The sequence below is a fragment of the Herbidospora mongoliensis genome (assembly GCF_001570545.1).
GTDB lineage: Bacteria > Actinomycetota > Actinomycetes > Streptosporangiales > Streptosporangiaceae > Herbidospora > Herbidospora mongoliensis.
This window is the reverse complement of record NZ_BBXD01000028.1, coordinates 91,914-110,654: the sequence shown is the minus strand read 5'-3', so window position 1 is coordinate 110,654 and position 18,741 is coordinate 91,914. Positions and strand designations below refer to the sequence as shown.

Annotated in this window: 19 protein-coding genes; 5 read left to right on the top strand and 14 right to left on the bottom strand. The window is 69.6% G+C overall.

Annotated features, from left to right (window positions below; genetic code table 11):
- Positions 1-114: 114 nt before the first annotated feature.
- On the bottom strand, positions 115-1,191 hold the full coding sequence (gene wecB / locus AW272_RS37920) for a non-hydrolyzing UDP-N-acetylglucosamine 2-epimerase (protein ID WP_083959121.1): 1,077 nt from the start codon (positions 1,189-1,191) through the stop codon (positions 115-117).
- Positions 1,188-1,847, bottom strand: coding sequence for a LuxR C-terminal-related transcriptional regulator (locus AW272_RS41485; RefSeq protein WP_083959120.1), 660 nt, complete (start codon positions 1,845-1,847; stop codon positions 1,188-1,190). The genes wecB and AW272_RS41485 overlap by 4 nt, the downstream gene beginning before the upstream one ends.
- 199 nt (positions 1,848-2,046) lie before the next feature.
- Between AW272_RS41485 and AW272_RS37915 the strand changes: the two genes are divergently transcribed.
- Positions 2,047-2,733, top strand: coding sequence for a choice-of-anchor protein CoaP (locus tag AW272_RS37915; protein WP_066375451.1), 687 nt, complete (start codon positions 2,047-2,049; stop codon positions 2,731-2,733).
- A gap of 39 nt (positions 2,734-2,772) precedes the next feature.
- Here AW272_RS37915 and AW272_RS37910 read toward each other — a convergent pair whose 3' ends face one another.
- Positions 2,773-4,092 carry a glycosyltransferase family 39 protein gene (locus tag AW272_RS37910; RefSeq protein ID WP_066375449.1) on the bottom strand — a complete coding sequence of 440 codons (1,320 nt, stop codon included), beginning with the start codon at positions 4,090-4,092 and terminating at the stop codon, positions 2,773-2,775.
- Between the two features lie 76 nt (positions 4,093-4,168).
- Here AW272_RS37910 and AW272_RS37905 point away from each other — a divergent pair, with 76 nt between their 5' ends.
- The 4 genes from AW272_RS37905 to AW272_RS37890 are packed head-to-tail and all read left to right on the top strand — an operon-like array spanning position 4,169 to position 7,621.
- Positions 4,169-4,942, top strand: a complete 774-nt coding sequence (locus AW272_RS37905; protein WP_066375447.1) for a class I SAM-dependent methyltransferase — start codon at positions 4,169-4,171, stop codon at positions 4,940-4,942.
- Positions 4,942-5,535, top strand: a complete 594-nt coding sequence (locus tag AW272_RS37900; protein WP_066375445.1) for a TetR/AcrR family transcriptional regulator — start codon at positions 4,942-4,944, stop codon at positions 5,533-5,535. The genes AW272_RS37905 and AW272_RS37900 overlap by 1 nt, the downstream gene beginning before the upstream one ends.
- Positions 5,536-5,585: 50 nt before the next feature.
- Positions 5,586-6,359: an anti-sigma factor antagonist gene (locus AW272_RS37895; RefSeq protein WP_169807717.1), complete on the top strand. Its 774-nt coding sequence runs from the start codon at positions 5,586-5,588 to the stop codon at positions 6,357-6,359.
- Positions 6,356-7,621 (top strand): PP2C family protein-serine/threonine phosphatase, encoded by a 1,266-nt coding sequence (locus tag AW272_RS37890; RefSeq protein WP_066375439.1) that lies wholly within the window; start codon positions 6,356-6,358, stop codon positions 7,619-7,621. Before AW272_RS37895 ends, AW272_RS37890 begins: the two co-directional genes overlap by 4 nt.
- On the opposite strand, the gene AW272_RS37885 is transcribed toward AW272_RS37890, so the two are convergent.
- From AW272_RS37885 to AW272_RS37835, 11 genes are all read right to left on the bottom strand, one after another.
- The gene (locus tag AW272_RS37885) at positions 7,611-8,723 is read right to left on the bottom strand and encodes a Gfo/Idh/MocA family protein (RefSeq protein ID WP_066375436.1); all 1,113 of its coding nucleotides are present in this window, start codon (positions 8,721-8,723) and stop codon (positions 7,611-7,613) included. The two genes, AW272_RS37890 and AW272_RS37885, sit on opposite strands and share 11 nt — an antisense overlap.
- Positions 8,724-8,739: 16 nt before the next feature.
- A complete protein-coding gene (locus AW272_RS37880) occupies positions 8,740-9,555 on the bottom strand; it encodes a carbohydrate ABC transporter permease (RefSeq protein WP_066375432.1) in 816 nt (271 codons plus the stop codon).
- Positions 9,552-10,484, bottom strand: coding sequence for a carbohydrate ABC transporter permease (locus AW272_RS37875; RefSeq protein ID WP_066375430.1), 933 nt, complete (start codon positions 10,482-10,484; stop codon positions 9,552-9,554). Before AW272_RS37875 ends, AW272_RS37880 begins: the two co-directional genes overlap by 4 nt.
- On the bottom strand, positions 10,481-11,788 hold the full coding sequence (locus AW272_RS37870; protein WP_066375428.1) for an extracellular solute-binding protein: 1,308 nt from the start codon (positions 11,786-11,788) through the stop codon (positions 10,481-10,483). The genes AW272_RS37875 and AW272_RS37870 overlap by 4 nt, the downstream gene beginning before the upstream one ends.
- 89 nt (positions 11,789-11,877) lie before the next feature.
- Complete coding sequence (locus AW272_RS37865) at positions 11,878-13,197, bottom strand: xylulokinase (RefSeq protein ID WP_157519241.1); 1,320 nt, start codon at positions 13,195-13,197, stop codon at positions 11,878-11,880.
- A gap of 16 nt (positions 13,198-13,213) precedes the next feature.
- Positions 13,214-14,257, bottom strand: coding sequence for a zinc-dependent alcohol dehydrogenase (locus tag AW272_RS37860; protein ID WP_066375424.1), 1,044 nt, complete (start codon positions 14,255-14,257; stop codon positions 13,214-13,216).
- Between the two features lie 16 nt (positions 14,258-14,273).
- Positions 14,274-15,047, bottom strand: a complete 774-nt coding sequence (locus AW272_RS37855; RefSeq protein ID WP_066375422.1) for a class I fructose-bisphosphate aldolase — start codon at positions 15,045-15,047, stop codon at positions 14,274-14,276.
- Positions 15,044-16,072, bottom strand: a complete 1,029-nt coding sequence (locus AW272_RS37850) for a zinc-binding dehydrogenase (protein ID WP_066375420.1) — start codon at positions 16,070-16,072, stop codon at positions 15,044-15,046. The genes AW272_RS37855 and AW272_RS37850 overlap by 4 nt, the downstream gene beginning before the upstream one ends.
- Positions 16,073-16,179: 107 nt before the next feature.
- On the bottom strand, positions 16,180-17,133 hold the full coding sequence (locus tag AW272_RS37845) for an acetylxylan esterase (RefSeq protein WP_066375417.1): 954 nt from the start codon (positions 17,131-17,133) through the stop codon (positions 16,180-16,182).
- A 4-nt stretch (positions 17,134-17,137) separates the two neighbouring features.
- Positions 17,138-18,073, bottom strand: a complete 936-nt coding sequence (locus tag AW272_RS37840) for an amidohydrolase family protein (protein WP_066375414.1) — start codon at positions 18,071-18,073, stop codon at positions 17,138-17,140.
- Between the two features lie 2 nt (positions 18,074-18,075).
- A complete protein-coding gene (locus AW272_RS37835) occupies positions 18,076-18,741 on the bottom strand; it encodes a type 1 glutamine amidotransferase domain-containing protein (RefSeq protein WP_083959119.1) in 666 nt (221 codons plus the stop codon).

The following is an 18,741-nucleotide window of genomic DNA, read 5'->3' as shown; positions in this document are numbered from 1 at the left end:
AACCGCCAATGTGACGATCACCAGCAGGGGAATTCCGGTGAAAGGCAACACGGCGAGTGGGACACCGGTCTGCCAGCGCGGGCCGTGTCCCCAGGATCCGTACACAAGTACACCTCAGTTTTCTTGATGGATGAGTTCCGCGCAGGCCTGAGCGACCCGCGCGGCGGCGTGGCCGTCGCCGTAGTGGCAGGGCGCGACGTGCCTGACCCGGCCGGCCACGGCCGACTGGAGGAACAGCCCGGCGGTCTTGGCGACCAGTTCCTCGTCGGTGCCGACGAGGTGGGCGCCGCCGCCGTCGAGGGCCTCGACCCGTTCGGTCGACTCGCGCATGACCAGCACGGGCAGGCCGAGCGCGGCGGCCTCCTCCTGGATGCCGCCCGAGTCGGTGATCGCCAGCGCGCTGACGGCCAGCAGCCGGGCGAACTCCCGGTAGGCCATCGGTGGCACGCACCGGATGTTGGCCCGAGGCCGGACGACCTGGTCGAACACCTGACGTACCGCCGGATTGAGATGGGTGGCGACGACGAAGTCGACGCCGGGATGGCCGGCGGCGAGCCGGTCGGCGACGCGGGCGATGCGCCGCATGGGCTCGCCCCACGACTCGCGCCGATGCGCGGTGATCACCACCAGCGGCCGTTCCCGGGGCGGCGGCCGGTCGGCCAGTACGGTCGCCAGCGCGTCGACCACGGTGTTCCCGGTGACCAGCACCCGATCGGCCGGGATCCGCTCGTTCAGCAGGTTGTCCCTGGCGGTCGGCGTCGGCGCCAGGTGAAGATCGGCCAGTGTCGCGATCAGCCGCCGGTTCACCTCCTCGGGGAACGGCGTGGACTGGTGGCTGCGCAGCCCCGCCTCCACGTGGGCGACCGGGATCTGCCGCAGGTACGCCGCCAGCGCGCCCCCGAACGCCGAGGTGGTGTCCCCTTGGACGACCACCAGATCGGGACCGATCTGCGAGAACACCTCGTCGAGACCGAGAATCACCGATGAGGTCAGTGCGGCCAGCGAGTCGCCCGACCGGCGCAGGTCCCGGTCGACGCGAGCGCCGAACAGCGACAGCACCTCGGCCACCACCTCGCCGTGCTGCCCGGTGGAGACCACGTCGACGTCGAAGAACTCCCGCAACGCCGGCACGACGGGACCGAGCTTGATCGCCTCGGGACGGGTGCCGGCCACCACGCAGACCCGCTTCACCAGCCGCTCCCGGTGCGCGCGTCGCCGAGCACGACCGCGATGGCGTGGGCCCGGTCGCGGGCCCCGATCTTGCGCAGGATCGCCTTGACGTGGGTTTTCACCGTCTCGTGGGCGATGCACAGCCGCCCGGCGATGGCCCGGTTGTCCAGGCCCAGGATGATCTCCTCCAGCACTTCGTGTTCGCGCGGGCTGAGGTCGAACCGGGTGCGGTGGCCACCGCGCGCGGCGGCCGACCGGCCGAGCCGGTCGTCGACGATGATCTGGCCCTCGGCCACCCGCTCCAGGTGGAACAGCAGGTCCTCAAGCGGCGAGGACTTCAGCAGATACGCGTGCGCGCCCGCGTCGAGCGCCGCGCGGGCCAGGTTGACGTCGTCGGCCGAGGTGAGCACCACCGGCATCACGCCGGGATGCTCCAGGCCGATCCACCGGCACAGTTCCAGGCCGCAGTCGTCGCCGATCCGTGTCTCGCATATCACGATTTCCGGCATAAGCCGGGAAATGATTCTGCGCCCTTCCGTTCCCGTTGTCGCGGAAGCGGCGACCGTGAATGCGGGGGCCTGCCGGAAAAAGGCGTGCAGGGCGAGATGTGCGAGTGGCCCTTCGTCGACGACGACTATCTGGCACGTTTTCCGACGGACAGCTCCGCGTGTCCCCATTTAGGCTCCTGTTCTTCGAAGGCCCAATGTAAGAGCGAATCAATCACGTCCGGCGCCGCGACACTCACTCTCTGGAGTGAACTGGCCAGGCTCTTACCGATTCCCGCTCGGCCCACGCATAACTTGGAGCGTCATCGACTGATATAGGAAGCCCGCGGAGGGTGTGCATATGTTTTTCGGACGTACTTTCGCTGTTTCCATGGCGGCGGTATCCACGCTGCTGATGGGGATGACGAGCACCGCCCACGCGCGAAGCACCACCGTCAACGCCTTCGGCGCGCAGATCAGCCTGCCGCTGGGCATCACCTTCGGCCCCGCGCCGGTGGCCAACCTCGGCAACCCGACCGCGTCGCTCGCGTCGCTCAGCGTCGGCACCGTGTCGACCGGCGTCATCGGCGTGGAGGTCGAGCAGAACACCACCGTCGGCACAGAGGCCGCGCGCGCGTCGGTCGACGGCCTGAGCGCGACCCTGCTCGGCATCGGCATCAGCGCGGGCGCCATCCAGTCGGAGTGCACCGCCACCACCGGCCTGCCCACGACCGGCTCGACGTCGCTGGCCAACGCCCAGGTTCTCGGCATCAGCCTGGCCGCCAACCCGGCGCCGAACACCGTGATCCAGATCCCGCCGCTGCTGCCGCTCATCGAGGTCCGCCTCAACGAGCAGATCAACAACCCCAACGGCAGCCTGACCGTGCACGGCATGCACGTGATCGCCCTGTCGGGCGTCGGCGACATCATCCTGAGCTCGTCCACCTGCGGCCCGGCCACCCTGGACCCGGTGGACCCGGTGCCGCTCGCCTCGGGCGCCGGCCTCTACCTGGCCCTCGGCCTGGTCGCCGCCGGTGGCGGCACCCTGCTGATGCGCCGCCGCCGTCAGCTCGTCTAGTTCTCTGAGAATGGGCGCCTCCGAACGAGGCGCCCTTTTCTATTCCTGTACGTAGAGGGCGAACCAGGAGTAACCGAAGTCCTTGTAGTACCGGGCCTTGTACCGCTTCTGCAGGGCCAGATAGCTCTGATCGGTCTCCACGAACGCGCTGTTCTGGTGCTTGCGCCCGCCGGACACCACCCAGACCCGGTCGTAGTCCCCCAGGGGCGTGTGGGTGATGTCGATCAGATTCGTGTACGCGTCCTCATAGACCGCTGCGAACCACTTGTTGTTCTGGTCGACGTACAGAACCGCGTCACCGGGCCGCTGCCGTTCGAGCAGCGCGGCGGCCATCGACCGCAGATCGTCGGGCCGATGATCGGGCGCCCGGAGCCAGAGCTGCTTGGGCACCGTCAACGCGGTCAGCAGCGCCAACGCGATCCACGCCAGTGGCTTCGGCCGCAACCGGTCGAGCCCCGCCCCCGCCAGCAGGGCGAGTCCGGGCAGCGCGAACAGCACGTAACGAGGGCTGTAGATCGGATAGACCAGCGAGATCACCATCGACAGCGGGATCACCAGCGCCCACGGCCCGGCCACCCGGCCCAGCGCACCCCGCGCCCCGAAGGCCGCCAGCGCCAGCAGCGGGATGATCCCCCACTTGCTCCCCATGACCTCCTGGGCGAGCGTCGGCGGCGCCGCCCACGTGGGCGGACGCAACCACCCGAGCTGGACGCCCCGCTGCCCGGCCGCCAGCACCGCCAGCGGAATCAGCCCGGCGGCCACGATCCCCATGGCCTGGAGGAACCGCCGGCGATCCGGCGCGATGAACACGTGCGCCGCCACCAGCAGCAGCCCGTAGACGTGACACCACCCCAGCAGCACGATCACGACCGCGTACAGGATGTGGGACCGCCGGGTCACCAGCAACCAGGTCGCCAGCACCGCCAGCGCCGTCACCAGGGCATACGACCTGACCTCCTGCGCGTACCGGGTCACCATCGGCAGAGCCGTGAACACCAGCCCCGCCAGCAGCCCGGCCCGCGCGGTGGCCAACCGCCTCCCGATCGCGGCGATCCCGTAGGCCGCGGCGGCCATGGCCAGCACCGAGGGCAGCCGGAGCGCGAACTCCGACGTGGAGATCCATGCCACCGACCGGAGCAGCAGGTAGTAGAGGGCGTGCACCCGGTCCATCTGGCCGAGCAGGTCCCACAGCTCGCCGATGGGCCGCGAGGCGGCCAGCGCGGAGACCGACTCGTCCCGCCAGAACGACGGCACCCACACGTTCCACAACCCGACGATCAACGCGACGACGGCGACCACCGGCTCGGCCCACCGCCAGGTGGGCGACTCAACCGGCGTCTCGGTCAAAGCGATCGTCATGGCGACAGTTCATATCACTTGACCGGGCCCACGCCATGAACGTACGTTCATGAACACACGTTCATAAGGAGGAGACGTGATCGTCAACACCCACCAGGCCGAAGCGTGGAACGGCTACGAGGGCGTCCACTGGGCCACCCACCACGACCGCTACAACGCCGTGAACGACGCCTTCAACCCCTTCCTCCTGGACGCGGTCAGACCCGGTGACCGCGTCCTCGACATCGGCTGCGGCACCGGCCGGACCACCCGGCTGGCCGCGGCGAGAGCCCTGTCGGCCGAAGGCGTCGACCTGTCGGAGCCGATGCTCGCCGCGGCGCGTGAACTCGCCAAGGACCTGGTCAACGTCGCCTTCACCCACGGCGACGCCCAGGTCCACCCGTTCCCCGGCTCGTCGTTCGATCTGGCCGTCAGCAGGTTCGGGATCATGTTCTTCGGCGATCCCGTCGCCGCCTTCGCCAACATCGGCCGGGCGCTGACCCCGGGTGGGCGGCTCACCTTCCTGTCGCTGCGCGGCTACGGCGACCTCGCCCGGGTGGTCGCGGCCCTGGGCTTCCCCGAAGCGCCACCGGGCACCGGCCCGCTCGCGCTGGGTGAGGCCGAGACCGTCGAGCGCGTCCTCACGGCGGCCGGATTCACCGGTGTCGTCACCCGTCCGGTCGACGCGCCGCAGAACTGGGGCGCCGACGCCGCCGACGCGGCCTCCTTCCTGGCCGCGTGGGGACCCGTGCGCCACAACGCCGGCGACGGCGCGGCCGAGCGGATGCTCCCGGCGCTGCGGACGTTCGAGACCGCAGGCGGTGTGCTGCTCAACGGGGAGGCGCTGCTGGTCAGCGCGGTGCGGCCGTGATGTCACCGCGCCGGGCGGAGGCGGTGGGCGACGGCCGGGATCTGCGTGACCACCTGGTCGAGACCGCCACCCGGCTGATCGCCCGGCGTGGCACGGCCGGGCTGACCGTCCGCGAGATCGCCCGCGAGGCGCGGGTGGCGACGGGGGTGCTCTACAACCACTTCACCGACAAGGAGGAGCTTCTCGCCCTCGGGCTGCACGGTCACGTCAAGGCCGTCGAACGGGGTCTGCCACCGCTGCCCGCCGATGACGAGGCGGTGGACGTGGCGCTGGTGGCGTACACGAAAAGGGCTCTTGATCTGCACCGGGAGATCGTGCCGGCCTTCGTGAACCTGGCGCCGGCGGTGCTCGAACGGTTCGTCGGGCTCGGCAACCCGGCCGCGGGCGGACAGGGCCTGCGCGACCAGCTGGCCGCCTATCTGAAAAGGCGGCTGGCAGCGGGGGAGATAGCTCCGGGCGCACCCGTCGAGGCCGCCGCAACGATGATCATCGGGGCCTGTCACGAGGTCACCCTGAGGGGGCCGGGGGCCGTTCCCGAGGGGTTCGCCGAGGACTTGGCGGCCATTGTCCTGACAGGGATTCGGGTGCGGTGACGAAGTGCGCGATACCCTCGAAGAATGGTGCGATGTTCGTTGAGGTGCCCATGAGTCTGCCCGGGGCCTGGCCGATCACCGACGACGTCGGTTCGATGCGCGACCGCATCGACGCGTTCGCCTCTGGCGCCGGGCTTGCCGGGCCCCGGCTTCACGATCTCGTCTTCGCCGCGAACGAGGCGGTCGTCAACGTCCTCGAACACGGAGACGGGCACGGCACCGTCCGAATCTGGGTGGAAGAGGGCCAGGTCATCGTCGAGGTGAACGACCCGGCCGGGCGGCTCACCCCCGCCCATCTCAGCCCCTCCCGGCCCTCGCTCGACGGTCGGCGCGGCTTCGGGCTGTGGCTGATGAGCGAGGTCTGCGACGGGCTCACGATCGAGCAGGGCGACGGCGGCTCCCGGGTGGAGATGCGCATGAGCGTCCACGAGGGCACGGGGATCAAGCCCCGGGGCGGCGCGCAGCAGCGTCTCGGCGTGGCCGTGACCCAGCGACCGGCGGGGCCGTTGCTGACCGTCTCCGGCGACCTCGACGCGATCACCTCGCCGCAGCTCCAGGCGGTGGTCAGCGATCTGCTGAGCTCCGGCCGTCCGTTCATCGCGGCCGATCTCTCCGGGGTCGGGTTCTGTGACTCCAGCGGGCTGCGGGTGCTGCTCATGTCCACGGTCGCGGCCAGGGAACTCGGCGGGCTGCTGGTGCTGGCCGGGGTGACGGGGCCGATCGACCGGCTGCTCCGGCTGACCGGGAGCCTCACCGTGCTGGCCGTCCGCGACAACGCTGAGGAGGCGTTGAACCTCCTGTCCGAACATCGGGCCGGCTCATGACCGACGAGCTCGACGACCTGATCGCCCGGCTCCAGGAGGAGACCCGGCTGGTCGAGACGCTCCATGAGGTCGGCCGCGCGCTGGCCGCCGACCTCGACCTGCCGAGGATCGTGCAGACCGCCTGCGACGCCGCGACCTCTCTCACCGGCGCGGCCTTCGGCTCGTTCTTCTACAACACCTACGACATGAACGGCCAGAGCTACTTCCTGTACGTGCTCTCCGGCGTCCCCCGCGAGGCCTTCGAACGGTTCCCCATGCCGCGGAACACGAAGGTCTTCGACCCCACGTTCCAGGGCGAGGGCGTCATCCGGATGCACGACGTGCGGGCGGATGCCCGCTACGGCCAGAACCCGCCCTACCACGGCATGCCCGAGGGCCATCTCGACGTGCGCAGCTACCTGGCCGTGCCGGTGATCTCGCCGTCGGGCGAGGTGCTCGGCGGGTTCTTCTTCGGCCACCCCGAGGTGGGCATGTTCACCGGCCGCCACGAGCAGCTCGCCTCCGGTGTGGCCGCGCAGGCCGCCGTCGCCATGGACAACGCCCGCCTCTACCAGCGCCACCGCGACGCCGCCGTGGAGCTCCAGCGCAGCCTGCTCTCCCCGTTGCCGCGGTTCAGCGGTCTGCGACAGGCCTGGCGTTACTACCCGGCACGGGGCATCGACGTCGGCGGCGACTGGGTCGACCTCATCCCGATCGACGAGAGCCGGGTCGCGCTCGTGGTCGGCGACGTCATGGGCAAAGGCATCCAGGCCGCCGCCGTGATGGGCCAGATGCGGACCGCCGTCCGGGCGCTGGCAGTCAGCCACATGTCGCCGGGCGAGATCCTGCGCCAGGCGGCCGTGGTGCTCCGGGCCGCCGACCGCGCCCGCCTGGTGACCTGCCTGCTCGCCGTGTACGACACCGACGCCGCCACCCTGACCTGGGCCAACGCCGGTCAGCTCCCGATGCTGCTCGACGCGCCCGGCGGTCCCTGCACCTTCCTCGACGAGGGCGCCGGACCGCCGCTGGGCGTGGTCGACTACAACTACGTCGAGCACAAGGTCGCCTTCCCGGCCGGAACCCGCCTGCTCCTCTACACCGACGGCCTGGTGGAGCGCCGCGACCGGCCGATCGACGCCGGGATGGCCAGGCTGAAAACGGTCTGGCGGGCCACCCGCGACCAAGGCGACCTCGACGCGGTCGCCGACCGGCTGGTCGACGCGCTGGTCGACGTCCGCGCCCACGAAGACGACATCGCCCTGCTGGTCGTCGCTACCAGCTGAACGTGGTCGTCAGCTCCAGGGCCTGGCCGGTCCTGGCCGATTCGTGCGCCTTCAGCATGATCTCCAGGGCGTGCCGGGCGACGTCGCCGCCCATGACCTCCTCTGCGGTGCCGTTCACCACGTCGGCCAAATGGTCGACGAGCAGCGCCCGGCGCAGCTTGTCGACGCGCTGCTGGGCGGGCTCCAGGTGGGCGAGGTCGAGGTCGACCCAGCCGCTCAGCCCGGCGGCGGCCTCCAGCAGGAACAGGTCGATGCCCCGGCCGCCGTTCACCGGCAGGTTGTTGGGCAGGTTCAGGGTGCCCTTGCGGCCGAAGACCTCCAGGCGGGGGCCCTTGGCGGCGTTGACGTTGAAGGTGCCGTCGACGACCGCGAAGGTGCCGCCGCCGAAGTCGAGCATGATCAGGGTGTTGTCGTCGGTGGTGACGGTGATCTCCTTGCCGGCGTACGGGCCGGAGCGCACCGTGCGAGTCGGCTCGGTGATGCCGGAGAACGCGGTCACCCGCTTGGCCGGGCCGAGCAGGCCGAGCATCTCGTGGATGCCGTAGACGCCGACGTCGAACAGCGGCCCGGAACCCTCCTGGTAGAACCACGACGGGTCGGTCGGCCAGTTCATCATCGAGGCGGGGCCGCCGTGGCTGGCCCGGACCTTGGCGAAGGCGACCTTGCCGATGATCCCCTCGCGGATCAGCCGGGCGGCCTCGATCCGGCTCGGGTAGAGCATGTTGGGCGGCGAGCAGACGATCTTGCGGCCGGTCGCGGAGGCCAGTTCGATGAGCGCGTCGGCGTCCTCCATCGTGGTGGCCAGCGGCTTCTCGGTCGCCAGGTGCTTGCCCGCTTCCAGGATCTTGAGTGAGGTGGCCCCGTGGGCGGGGATGGGCGTCAGGTTGAGCACGAGGTCGATGTCCGACTCGTCGAGCATCTCGTCGAGCGTCGCGTAGGTCTCGCGAGCCCCGAACTCCTTCGCCGCCGCGGCGGTGCGTTCCTCCACCGGGTCGCAGAGCGCGACCAGCTCCACTTTGTCGGCGATGTGGTGCAGGTTGGGCAGCACTCCGTAGCCGACCGTGGCGATCGCCCCGACCCCGAGAACCCCGAGCTTCAACATCAGACAGAACCCTTTCTCAACCCTTGACCGCGCCGGCGACCATGCCCTGCATGAGGCGCTTCTGGACCAGCAGGAAGAACACGACGACCGGGATCGTGAAGATCACGCTGGCCGCCATGACGCCGCCCCAGTCGGAGTAGTAACTGGAGAAGAACTGCTGCAGCGCGACCGGGAGCGTCTCCCTGGACGACTGCTGCATGTACGTCGCCGAGAACATCAACTCGTTCCACGACGTGATGAACCCGTAGATCGAACTGGCCGCCAGCCCCGGCCAGACCAGCGGGAACACGACGAGCCTGACGGCCTTCATCCGCGAGGCCCCGTCGACCATCGCCGACTCCTCCAGGGAGACCGGGATGTCCATGAAGAAACTCCGCAGCATGTACGTCGCCAGCCCCACCGTCAGCGCCAGGTGCGACAGGACGAGGCCCTGATACGTACCGAGCAGATCGGTGGTGCGCAGCACCGTGAACAGCGGGATGACCAGAACCGTCTGCGGCAGCATCTGGATCGACAGGATCACGATCAGCAGATAGCGCTTCATCGGGACGTTGAACCGGGCCAGCGCGTAGCCCGCCAGTAGCGCGATCAGCCCGGTGATGATCGTGGTGGCCCCGGCGACCAGCAGCGAGTTGAGGAACTGGCGCGGGATGGCCCCAGAGAACAGCGCCGTGTACCGCGACAGGATCGGCTCGTGCGGGATGAACTGCGGCGTCACCGTGAAGATCTCGGTGTCCGGCTTGAGCGAGGTGATGATCATCCAGAAGAACGGGAAGAGCGCCACCAGGCAGATGACCACCATCGCCGGATAGACGATCAGTTTCCGGGTCACGCGCCCTCCTTCGACAGCTTCACGTAGATCGCGGTGATCGCGGCCAGCAGCACGAACGTGACGACCGCCATCGCCGCCGCGACCCCCTGGTCGAGCACGGTGAACGCCTGCAGCCAGGTCAGCAGCGACAGCACCTCGGTGCTGTGGCTCGGCCCGCCGGGCGGCGTGGTCATCACCAGGAAGTGGTCGAACGACTGGTAGGCGAAGATCGTCGACATCACGCCGAGGATGACGAGCAGCGGCTTCATCATCGGCAGCCGGACCCTGATCAGCTGCTGGTAGAAGCTCGCGCCGTCGACGCGGGCCGCTTCCAGCACCTCACCGCGCGTCGCGCGGAGCCCGGCCAGCATCGAGATCGCGATGAACGGCACCGAGTGCCAGACCACGGCGATCGTGATGGCGACCAGCGAGGCGAACCCGTCGTTGAACCAGGCGTAGCCCTTGAACTGCTCGAACCCGAGGGAGACCAGCAACCAGTTGGCGATGCCGTACTGGTCGTTGAACATCCACTTGAAGATGATGCCGCTGGCCACCCGGGGCATCGCCCACGGCAGCAGCACCACCACCGTCACGATCCTGGCCACCCACGAGCCCGCGTCCAGGACCAGGGCGATGGCCAGGCTGATCAGCAGCGTGCAGAGCACGCAGACGACCGCGAAGATCGTCGTCCGGAGGAGCGCGGCGAGGAAGTAGGGGTCGCCGAAGATCTCCGTGTAGTTGTCGACGCCGTTGAAGGCGCCGGTCATCAGGTATTCGCCCTCGTGGAAGGAGAGCCAGACGGTCCGCACGATGGGGTAGCCGACCACTCCCAGGATCACGGCCAGGAGTGGGGCGAGCAGCAGGCTGGGGAGTCCGAAGCGGTCCCATCTCAGACCTGCCCGGGCGGGCACGACCTCGTGCCGCGCCCGCCCGGTGGTGGTAGAGGTCATTGCTGTCCGATCGCGGCGTCAATCTGCGAGGCCAGTTCCTTCATGGCCGCTTCGGGCGTCTGCTGCCCGTTCATGATCGCCTGCATGGCGTTGACGATGGCCCCGGTGCCCTCGACCTTGCCCCACGTGGCCACCGGCGGAATCGAGCGGGTGCTCGGCGCCTGCTCGGCGTAGGCCTGCAGCAGCGGGGTGGAGAACGAACCGCTGGTGCGCTCCTTCTCCAGGGCGTCGACGGTCGCCGGGAGGAGACCGATCTTGGTGGTGACCGGCACGAGGTTCTCGGTCTTCATCAGGAAGTCCACAAAGCTCTTGGCGGTCGCCTTGTTGTCACACCCCTTGAAGATGGCCAGGTTGCTGCCGCCCGCGAAGGTGTCGTTGTTGCCGCCGGGACCGGCGGGCAGCGGCGCGGTGGCGAGCTGCTGCTCCATTCCGGGGTTCTGCGCGAGGATCGTCTTCAGGTCCCACGAACCGCCGACCATCATGCCGATCTGCCCGAGCGCGAACGCCTTGGAGGCGTCGGCGCCCTGCCAGGTGGCCGCCCCCGCCGGGGCCAGCTTGTGTTTGGTCAGCAGGTCGGCGTAGAAGGTGAAGGCCGCGACCGCCTCGGGCGAGTCGACCTTGGCCTTCCAGGCGCTTCCCTCCTGGACGGCGATCTCGCCGCCCCAGTTCCAGATCATCGGCAGCCAGTACCACTGGTTGCCGCCGATGATGCCGAAGCCGTTGACGCCCGGGTTGTCCTTCTGCACGGTCGTCGCGGAGCTGAGCACCTCGTCCCAGGTCTTGGGAGCCGCCAGACCCGCCTTGTCGAACAGGTCCTTGCGGTAGATGAGCGCCCGGACGCCGGTGTCGTAGGGCACCGCGTACGAGACGCCGCCGAGCACGGTCGAGTCGATCATGCTCTGGGTGTAGACGCCCTTCATCGTCGCCGGGTCCTGCGCGATCGGCTCCAGGGCCTGGAGACCGGCGAACTCCGGGCTCCACGTGTTGCCGATGAGGGCGACACACGGCACGGTGCCGCCGGCGATGCTGGTCAGGTAGGTCTTGTGCGCGTCGGCGCCGAGGAACCTGAGGTTGACCTTGGTGCCGGCGTGGGCGGCCTCGTAGTCCTTGGCGAGCTGGATGATCGTCGGCTGCTGGGTGGCGCCGATCGGGTCGCCCATCCAGACGTCGATCGCGCCGGTGACCTCACCGGTCGCGTTGCCCTCGGTGGCGTCGTCCCCGCCGCATGCCGAGGCGAGCATGAGTGCGGCCGCCGCCGACGTGGCGGTGATGATCTTCAGTGCGCTTTTCCACGGTCGTTGCATTTCTTCTCCTGGCAATGGCGGTCGCGAAAGCGGAGTATGAGCGCCCCCCGAAGTGCGCTGAGATTTGCGTGGGTCGAGCAGCCCGAGGGCTACCGGTGGCGTTCCTCCAGACGGAGGAACTCCTCGAAGAGCGGGTCATACCTCGTCGCCAGGGTTGGATCGGCGGGCACGGTCCTGGCGACCCGTGTCCACCGCTCAAGGAGGTCCTCGACTTTTCGAGGACCAAGCGCCGCGTTCGCGATCATGGCCGTGCCGAGCAGACCGGCCTCGGTCGTCTCGGGGACCGTCAGGTCCCGCTTCAGCACGGCCGCGAGAATCCGCAGCCACAGTTCACTGCGCGCACCGCCGCCGACCGCGACCAGTTCCGCCGGATCGCGTGCGTCAAGTGCGGCTCCGGCGATGGCCCGGAGCCAGAAAGCGGTTCCTTCCATTACGGCTCTCGCCAGATCCGGAGCGCCATGGGCGAGGGTCAGACCGTGCACAGACCCCCTGGCAGCGGGATCGTGGCCCATGCCGCGCTCACCCATCAGGTGGGGCAGGAAGACCACGCCACGTGCTCCGGGCGGGATCGAGTCCGCCGCCGCGACCGCTTCGGGGGCTCCTTTGCCGGTCAGCCCGCCGATCCAGTCGAGCGCCGACCCCGTCGAGGTCGCGGCGGCGAAGCAGAGGGGTTCGGTCAGCGTCCTGGCGGCCTCAGGGGAGGCGAAGCCGCCGACGGCGCCGGCCGTACCGAGATAGAGACAGGCCCGCTGCGGGAGCACGGCCGCGGAGCCGAGCAGGGTGGCCATCCAGTCGCCGGTGCCCATCACGACCGGGGTCCCTTCGCGGAGCCCGGTCGCGGCCGCGGCCTCCGCCGTGACCGTCCCGGCGACGTCGAGCGGCTCGCCGATCGGCGGCAGCCTTTTGGTCGAAATGCCCGCTTGGGTGGCGATCGCGGGCGACCAGGCGCCGTCGCGGAGGAACCCGGTGCCACCGGCCTCGTAGCGGTCGGTGGCGACCGCGCCGGTCAGCCGCATCCGCAGGAAGTCCTTGACCGGCAGATACCACCGGGTCAGCGCGGCCAGCGGGTCGTGCCCGGCCCACCACGCCACCCTGTCGGCGGCGCTCGGCCCGGCCGGACGCTGGTCGGGCCACAGCAGCGCGGGCCCGAGGACCTTGCCCTCGTCGGTGACCGGCACGACCGTGTGCATGAAGCCGGAGATCGCGACCGCTTGGACATGCTCGACCGGAAGGCCGCGCACGCATTCGACGAGCGCGCGCCACCACATCTCCGGGTCGGCCTGCACCGCGGTCGTCTCGGGGTGGTCGACCGGCGTGCGCCGCGAGGTCAGGGCGACGATGTGTCCCTCGCCGTCGACGACGGCGGCCTTCGTGCCGCTCGAACCCTGGTCGATCGCCAGGACGTGCATGCCGGTCACCTCCCTTCTACGGCTCGATCAGGACTTTCATGGCCAGTGAGTGCTCCTTCTCGTCGGCGGCGGTGAACGCCTCGACGATCCGGTCGAGCGGGAACCGGTGGGTGATCAGCGGATCGGCCGCGACCTTGTTCGTTGCGACGAGTTCGAGTGCTTTTTCGTAGGCGCCGGGGCCGTAGCTGTTGGCCCAGTGGATGGACACCTCTCGCACGTAGGCGACGTGCGGTTCCAGGCGGGGCGGGGTCGGATAGACACCCAGCACACAGACCGGGGACCCTTCGGCCACCGACTCGATCGCCTGCTGAAGCGTCACGTTCGGGATGGCGACGGCGTCGACCACCAGATCCGCGCCCTTGCCTGATGTGAAGGTCTGGATCTTTTCTCGAGCGTCTTCGGCGAAGGCCACCTCGTCGGCGGCACCTGCTTCCAGGGCCAGGTCGAGGAACTCCTTCGCGGTGCCGGTGAGCAGCACCTTGACGCCGTGGGCGCGCAGCACTTGGCCCATGGTCAGGCCCATCGTGCCGCTGCCCAGGACGACCGCCCTGCTTCCGGCGGGCGTCTTGACCAGGTTGTAGGTGTGCACGCCGCACGCGTAGCAGTCGAGGATGGCCCCCGCCGCGAGGGAGACCGAGTCCGGCAGCACATGGACCCGCTCGGCGGGGGCCAGGTCGTATTCGGCGAAGCCCTCGCTCGTCACGTGGACGTCGCCGACATAACCCCTCCGGCGGCACAGGTGCGACCTGTCGTTGCGACAGGGCGGGCACTGGCCGCAGGCGATGAGGTGCTTCGGTTCGACGGCGACCCGCTGGCCGACCTGAAGGCCGGTGACCTCGGAGCCGAGCGCGGCGATCTCGCCGGCCAGCTCGTGGCCGTCCCGGCCGGGCTTGTCGGCGCTGTGCTGCCACGGGCCCTGACCTCGGAAGGCCAGCACGTCGCTGCCGCACACTCCGGCCGCGCCGACCCGGACCAGCACCTCACCGGGGCCGGGCAGCGGGATCGCCAGGGTCTCGATCCGGATGTCCCGGCCGCCGTGGAAGACGGCGGCACGCATCATCTTCGGCTCCTTCTCGCTACAGAGGGATGTTGAGGTGCTTGGCGGCCACGTCGACGCTCGCGCCGCCGTGGACGATCTCGACCAGGGCCGCGACCATCCGGTCGGGCCGCTCGGCCTCGACGATGTTGCGGCCGTAGACGATTCCGCTGGCCCCGGCCTGGATCGCGTCGTAGGCCATCTGCAGCGCGTGCAGCGGGGTCGGCTTCATCGGGCCGCCGAGCGCGAGCACCGGGGTGAGGCAGCCCTCGACGACCTGGCGGTAGTCCTCCGGCGTGCCGGTGTACTGGGCCTTCACGAAGTCGGCGCCGGCCTCGGCCGACACCCGCGCGCCGTGGGCGATGTTGGCCAGCGTGTGGGCCTCCAGCGCCTTGAATCCGATCGGGATCGGCTCGGCCATCACCGGCATGCCCCACTTGTCGGCCTCGGCGCAGAGTTCGCGCAGCTCGCCCATCTTGGTGACCTCGGGGTTGCCCGGGAACACCTTCAGCTCCAGGGCGTCGGCCCCCCAGCGGACGGCCTGCTCGACGCCGTACTGCGCCGAGGGGATCTCGCTGTCGAGGGCCAGGATGAGGCCGGTGCCGCCCAGTTCGTCGTCGGCGGCGCGGGCCAGGCCGATGGTGGCCAGGATCGCGTCGACACCGCCGTCGACGATCCGCTTGACCGCATCGCGGCCCCGCTCGAGACCGGGGGCGACGCCCTTGGTGATCCCGGCGTCCATGGCGGCGATCACGGCTCGCCCGTCGGGGGCGAAGACGTGGTGCATGCGACGACGGGGCCAGTGGGTGCTCATTTCTCTCCTTCTTGGACTTCTGCCACGACCAGGGACTTCAGGCCGAGTTGCTGCTTGGTGGTCTCGAACGCCTCGGCCACCGCGTCGAGCGGGAACCGGTGGCTGATCAGCGGGGCGACGTCGACCTGGCCGAACTGGAGCAGGCGCAGGGCGGTCGCGAAGTCGTTGGGGATGAAGTCGTGGCTGCCGTTGATGGCGACCTGGTCGTAGTGCGGCACGTCCGGGTTGAGGGCGAGATTGCCCTTCGGGTGGGTGCCGGCGAAGAGGTTGACCGCGCCGTTCTTGGCCACCAGGCCGAACGCGGCCTCGATGACGGCGGGGATGCCGACGGTGACGATGACGACGTCGGCGCCGCGTCCGTTCGTGAGGTCGAGGACCGCCTGCTTTTGGTCTTGGGATGCGTCGACCAGGTCGTGGGCGCCCAATGCGGCGGCTGTTTTGAGCCGGTCGGCCTTCATGTCGGTGACGATGACCCGGCCGCCGCGTGCCTTCGCGACCTGGGTGTGCAGCAGGCCGATCGGGCCCGCGCCGACGACCAGCACGTTCTCGGTGAGCGGCAGCGGCAGCGCGCGGTGCGCGTTGAGCACGCAGGCCAGCGGTTCGGCGAAGCTCGCGGCCTCGAAGCTGACGTTGCCGGCCAGCTTGGTGAGCTGCCGCACCGGCATCACGGTCGCGTCGGCGAAGCCGGCGATCGGATATTTGATGAGGTTCTCGCAGAAGTTGGCCGCGCCCCGTGCGCACTGGTGGCAGCGCCCGCACACCCCGCGCCAGTCGACCGCGACGCGGTCGCCGACCTGGAGGTCGCCGGTGTCGCCGCTCCCGAGTTCGGTCACGACGCCGGCGATCTCGTGGCCGGGCGTCCACGGGTCGCGCTTGGCGGCGGTGGCGGCGGTGTAGCTGCGGATGTCACTGGGGCAGACCCCCGAGGCGTGAATCCTGATGACGGCCTGGCCCTCTCCCGCGACCGGGTCGGCGACCTCTTCGACTCGCAGGTCGTTGTGGCCGTACAGCAGAGCTGATTTCACGCCGACCCCTTTCCCAGCAGCCCGTCAGGCTGTCTGCTTGTCTGGCAGGTTGAAATGTTGCCTGGTGTTACAGAGCCGAACAAGGCTCCGTTTGTCACGATTTGGTGTTATTGGAATAGTTCGCGAAGTACGCGGAGGGTCCTGAGCTGGTCCTCAGGGCCGCCGCCCTCGTGGTTGTTGTACGGCCAGACGGAGATGTCCTTCGGGCCGTGGTAGGCGTTGAAGGCGGCGTACACGGTCGAGGGCGGGCAGACGCCGTCCATCAACGCGACCGAGAACGAACCCCGGCAGGTGGCGCGGGCGGCGAACGCGGTGGCGTCGAAGTAGGCGAGCGTGGCGAACGCCTGCTCCCACTTCGTGCGGTGGATCGAGCACCATCGGACGATCTCGGCGTAGGGCTCCCGCTCGGTCATCGCGGTGCCCCTGCGGAACGCCGACAGGAACGGCACGTGCGGGATCGCGCCGTGGACGTCATCTCGGAGACCGGCCACGACCAGCGACAACGCGCCGCCCTGGGATCTTCCGGTGACCGCGATGCCGGCCACTTCGGGATGTCTTCCGACCGCGTCCACGGCTCTCACGGCGTCGGTGTAGAGGCGGCGGTAGTAGTAGTCGTGGGGGTCGAGGATGCCCCGCGTCATGTAGCCGGGGACGGCGGGGCCGGTCGCCGACGGGTCGCCCGTGTCGCCGGCCCGCCATGAGCTGCCCTGGCCCCGGGTGTCCATGATGAAGTGACCGAAACCTGACGACACATAGGCCAGGGACTCGATCGGGATGCCGCGCCCGCTGCCGTACCCGAGATATTCGACCGCCGTCGGAACGGGGCCGGATCTGTTCGCCGGGAGCAGCAGCCACGCCTTGATCGGGTCGCCGCCGTAGCCGGTGAACGTGACGTCCCAGGTGTCGACGGTGGTCAGACCGGCGTCGTAGGGCTCGAAGGTGACGTCCAGCGATGGTTGTTCTTCGAGGGTCCTGGCCCAGAAGGCGTCGAAGTCGGCCGGTTCCGGTTCCAGGTAGCGGTATTCGCGCAGCTGGGGGAGTGGGAGGTCGAATTGCGGCACGTTCTCACCCCTTCAGAGTCGGGAAGAGCCGGGCGGGGTTGGCGGTGGTGACGGTCTCCATGGCGGGGCCGAGCACCTCGGCGGCTTCTCGCAGGCACGCCGCGACGGTTCTCGCGTCGACGAACGGGAAGTCCGAGCCGATCAGGAAGCGTTCAGGACCGGCCAGTTGCAGCGCGGAACCGAGCGCGTAGGGCGTGGTCGCGAGGGCGAAGTCGTAGTGGAAGGCCTTCAGGGCCCGGTAGATGCCGCCCTCGCCGACCTGCTCCATTTCCGGCAGCGGTTCGGCGATGGCGAGGCGTCCGGCCAGGTAGGGGGCGGTCCCGCCGCAGTGGGAGAAGATCCACGTGATGCCGGGATAGCGGTCGTGGGCGCCGTTGAGCGCCAGGTTGACGATGGCGCGGGTGCTGTCGAAGACGTACTCGATCAGCGAGGGCCGCAGGTTGATCTCGGCGGCCGGGTAGTGGACCGGCAGCTGGGGGTGGACGTGCACCACCGCCTCCCGCCGGTCCAGCTCGGCCAGCACCGGCTCGAAGGCAGGGTCGCCGAGATACCGTCCCCCGTAGTTGGTCAGCAGGCCGACCCCGACGAACGCGTCATGGCCCGCCCACCGCTCGATCGCGTGCAGCGCGTCGCCGACCGAGGGCAGCGGGACGGCCACGAACGCCCGGAACCGGTCCGGATGCCCGGCGACCGTCTTCGCCAGGTCGGCGTTGGTGCTCTCGCACAGCTCACGGGCGAGCACCTGGTCGCCGTCGAAGAAGAACCCGGGTGACCCGGCCGACAGGACGGCCAGGTCGATGTCCAGGTCGTTCATCATCGCCAGCGACGCGCCGACCGACCAGTCGGGCAGGCCGATGCCCGGCTGGGCGCCGATCCCCAGGCCGTTGAGGACCTCCGCGTAGGACGGGAAGATCGCGTGGTGGTGGACGTCGACGCGCATGTCTAGGAGTCGAGGACCGCGTAGGCCCGGTAGTTGGACGAGCCGGGGCCCGCGGCGCGGTTCTTCATGATCGCGGTCGCCGTGTAGGCGGGCGAGGAGTGGGGCGGGGAGGCCAGGTCGGGCAGCGGGCCGCCCTTGGCCGGTTCCCTCGCTTCCAGGGCGTCCTTGATCGCCGCGCAGAACTCCGGCAGGTCGTTGGGCAGCCGGGAGGTGATCAGGTTGCCGTCCACCACGACCGGTTCGTCCTTGTACTGCGCGCCGGCGTTGATGACGTCGTCCTTGATGGTCGCCACGCAGGTGGCGTTACGCCCGGCCACGATGCCGGCGGTGGCCAGCATCCAGCCCGCGTGACAGATGGCCGCCACGATCAGGCCCTTGGCGTCGGCGTCCTTGACGAGCTTCACCATGTCGGGGTTGCGCCGCAGGTACTCGGGCGAGAAGCCGCCCGGGATGATCACGGCGTCGACCGAGTCGAGGTCGATGTCGGCCGGCGTCAGGTCGGCGCGGGCGGGGTAGCCGATCTTGCTGGCGTACACCTCGTCGGTCGACGGGCCCACGACCCGCACCTGTGCGCCGTCCTCGCGGAAGCGCAGCACCGGATACCAGAGCTCCAGCTCCTGGTAGAGGTTTTCGACCAGCACGACGATCCGTGCGTCGGAGAGTTCCAC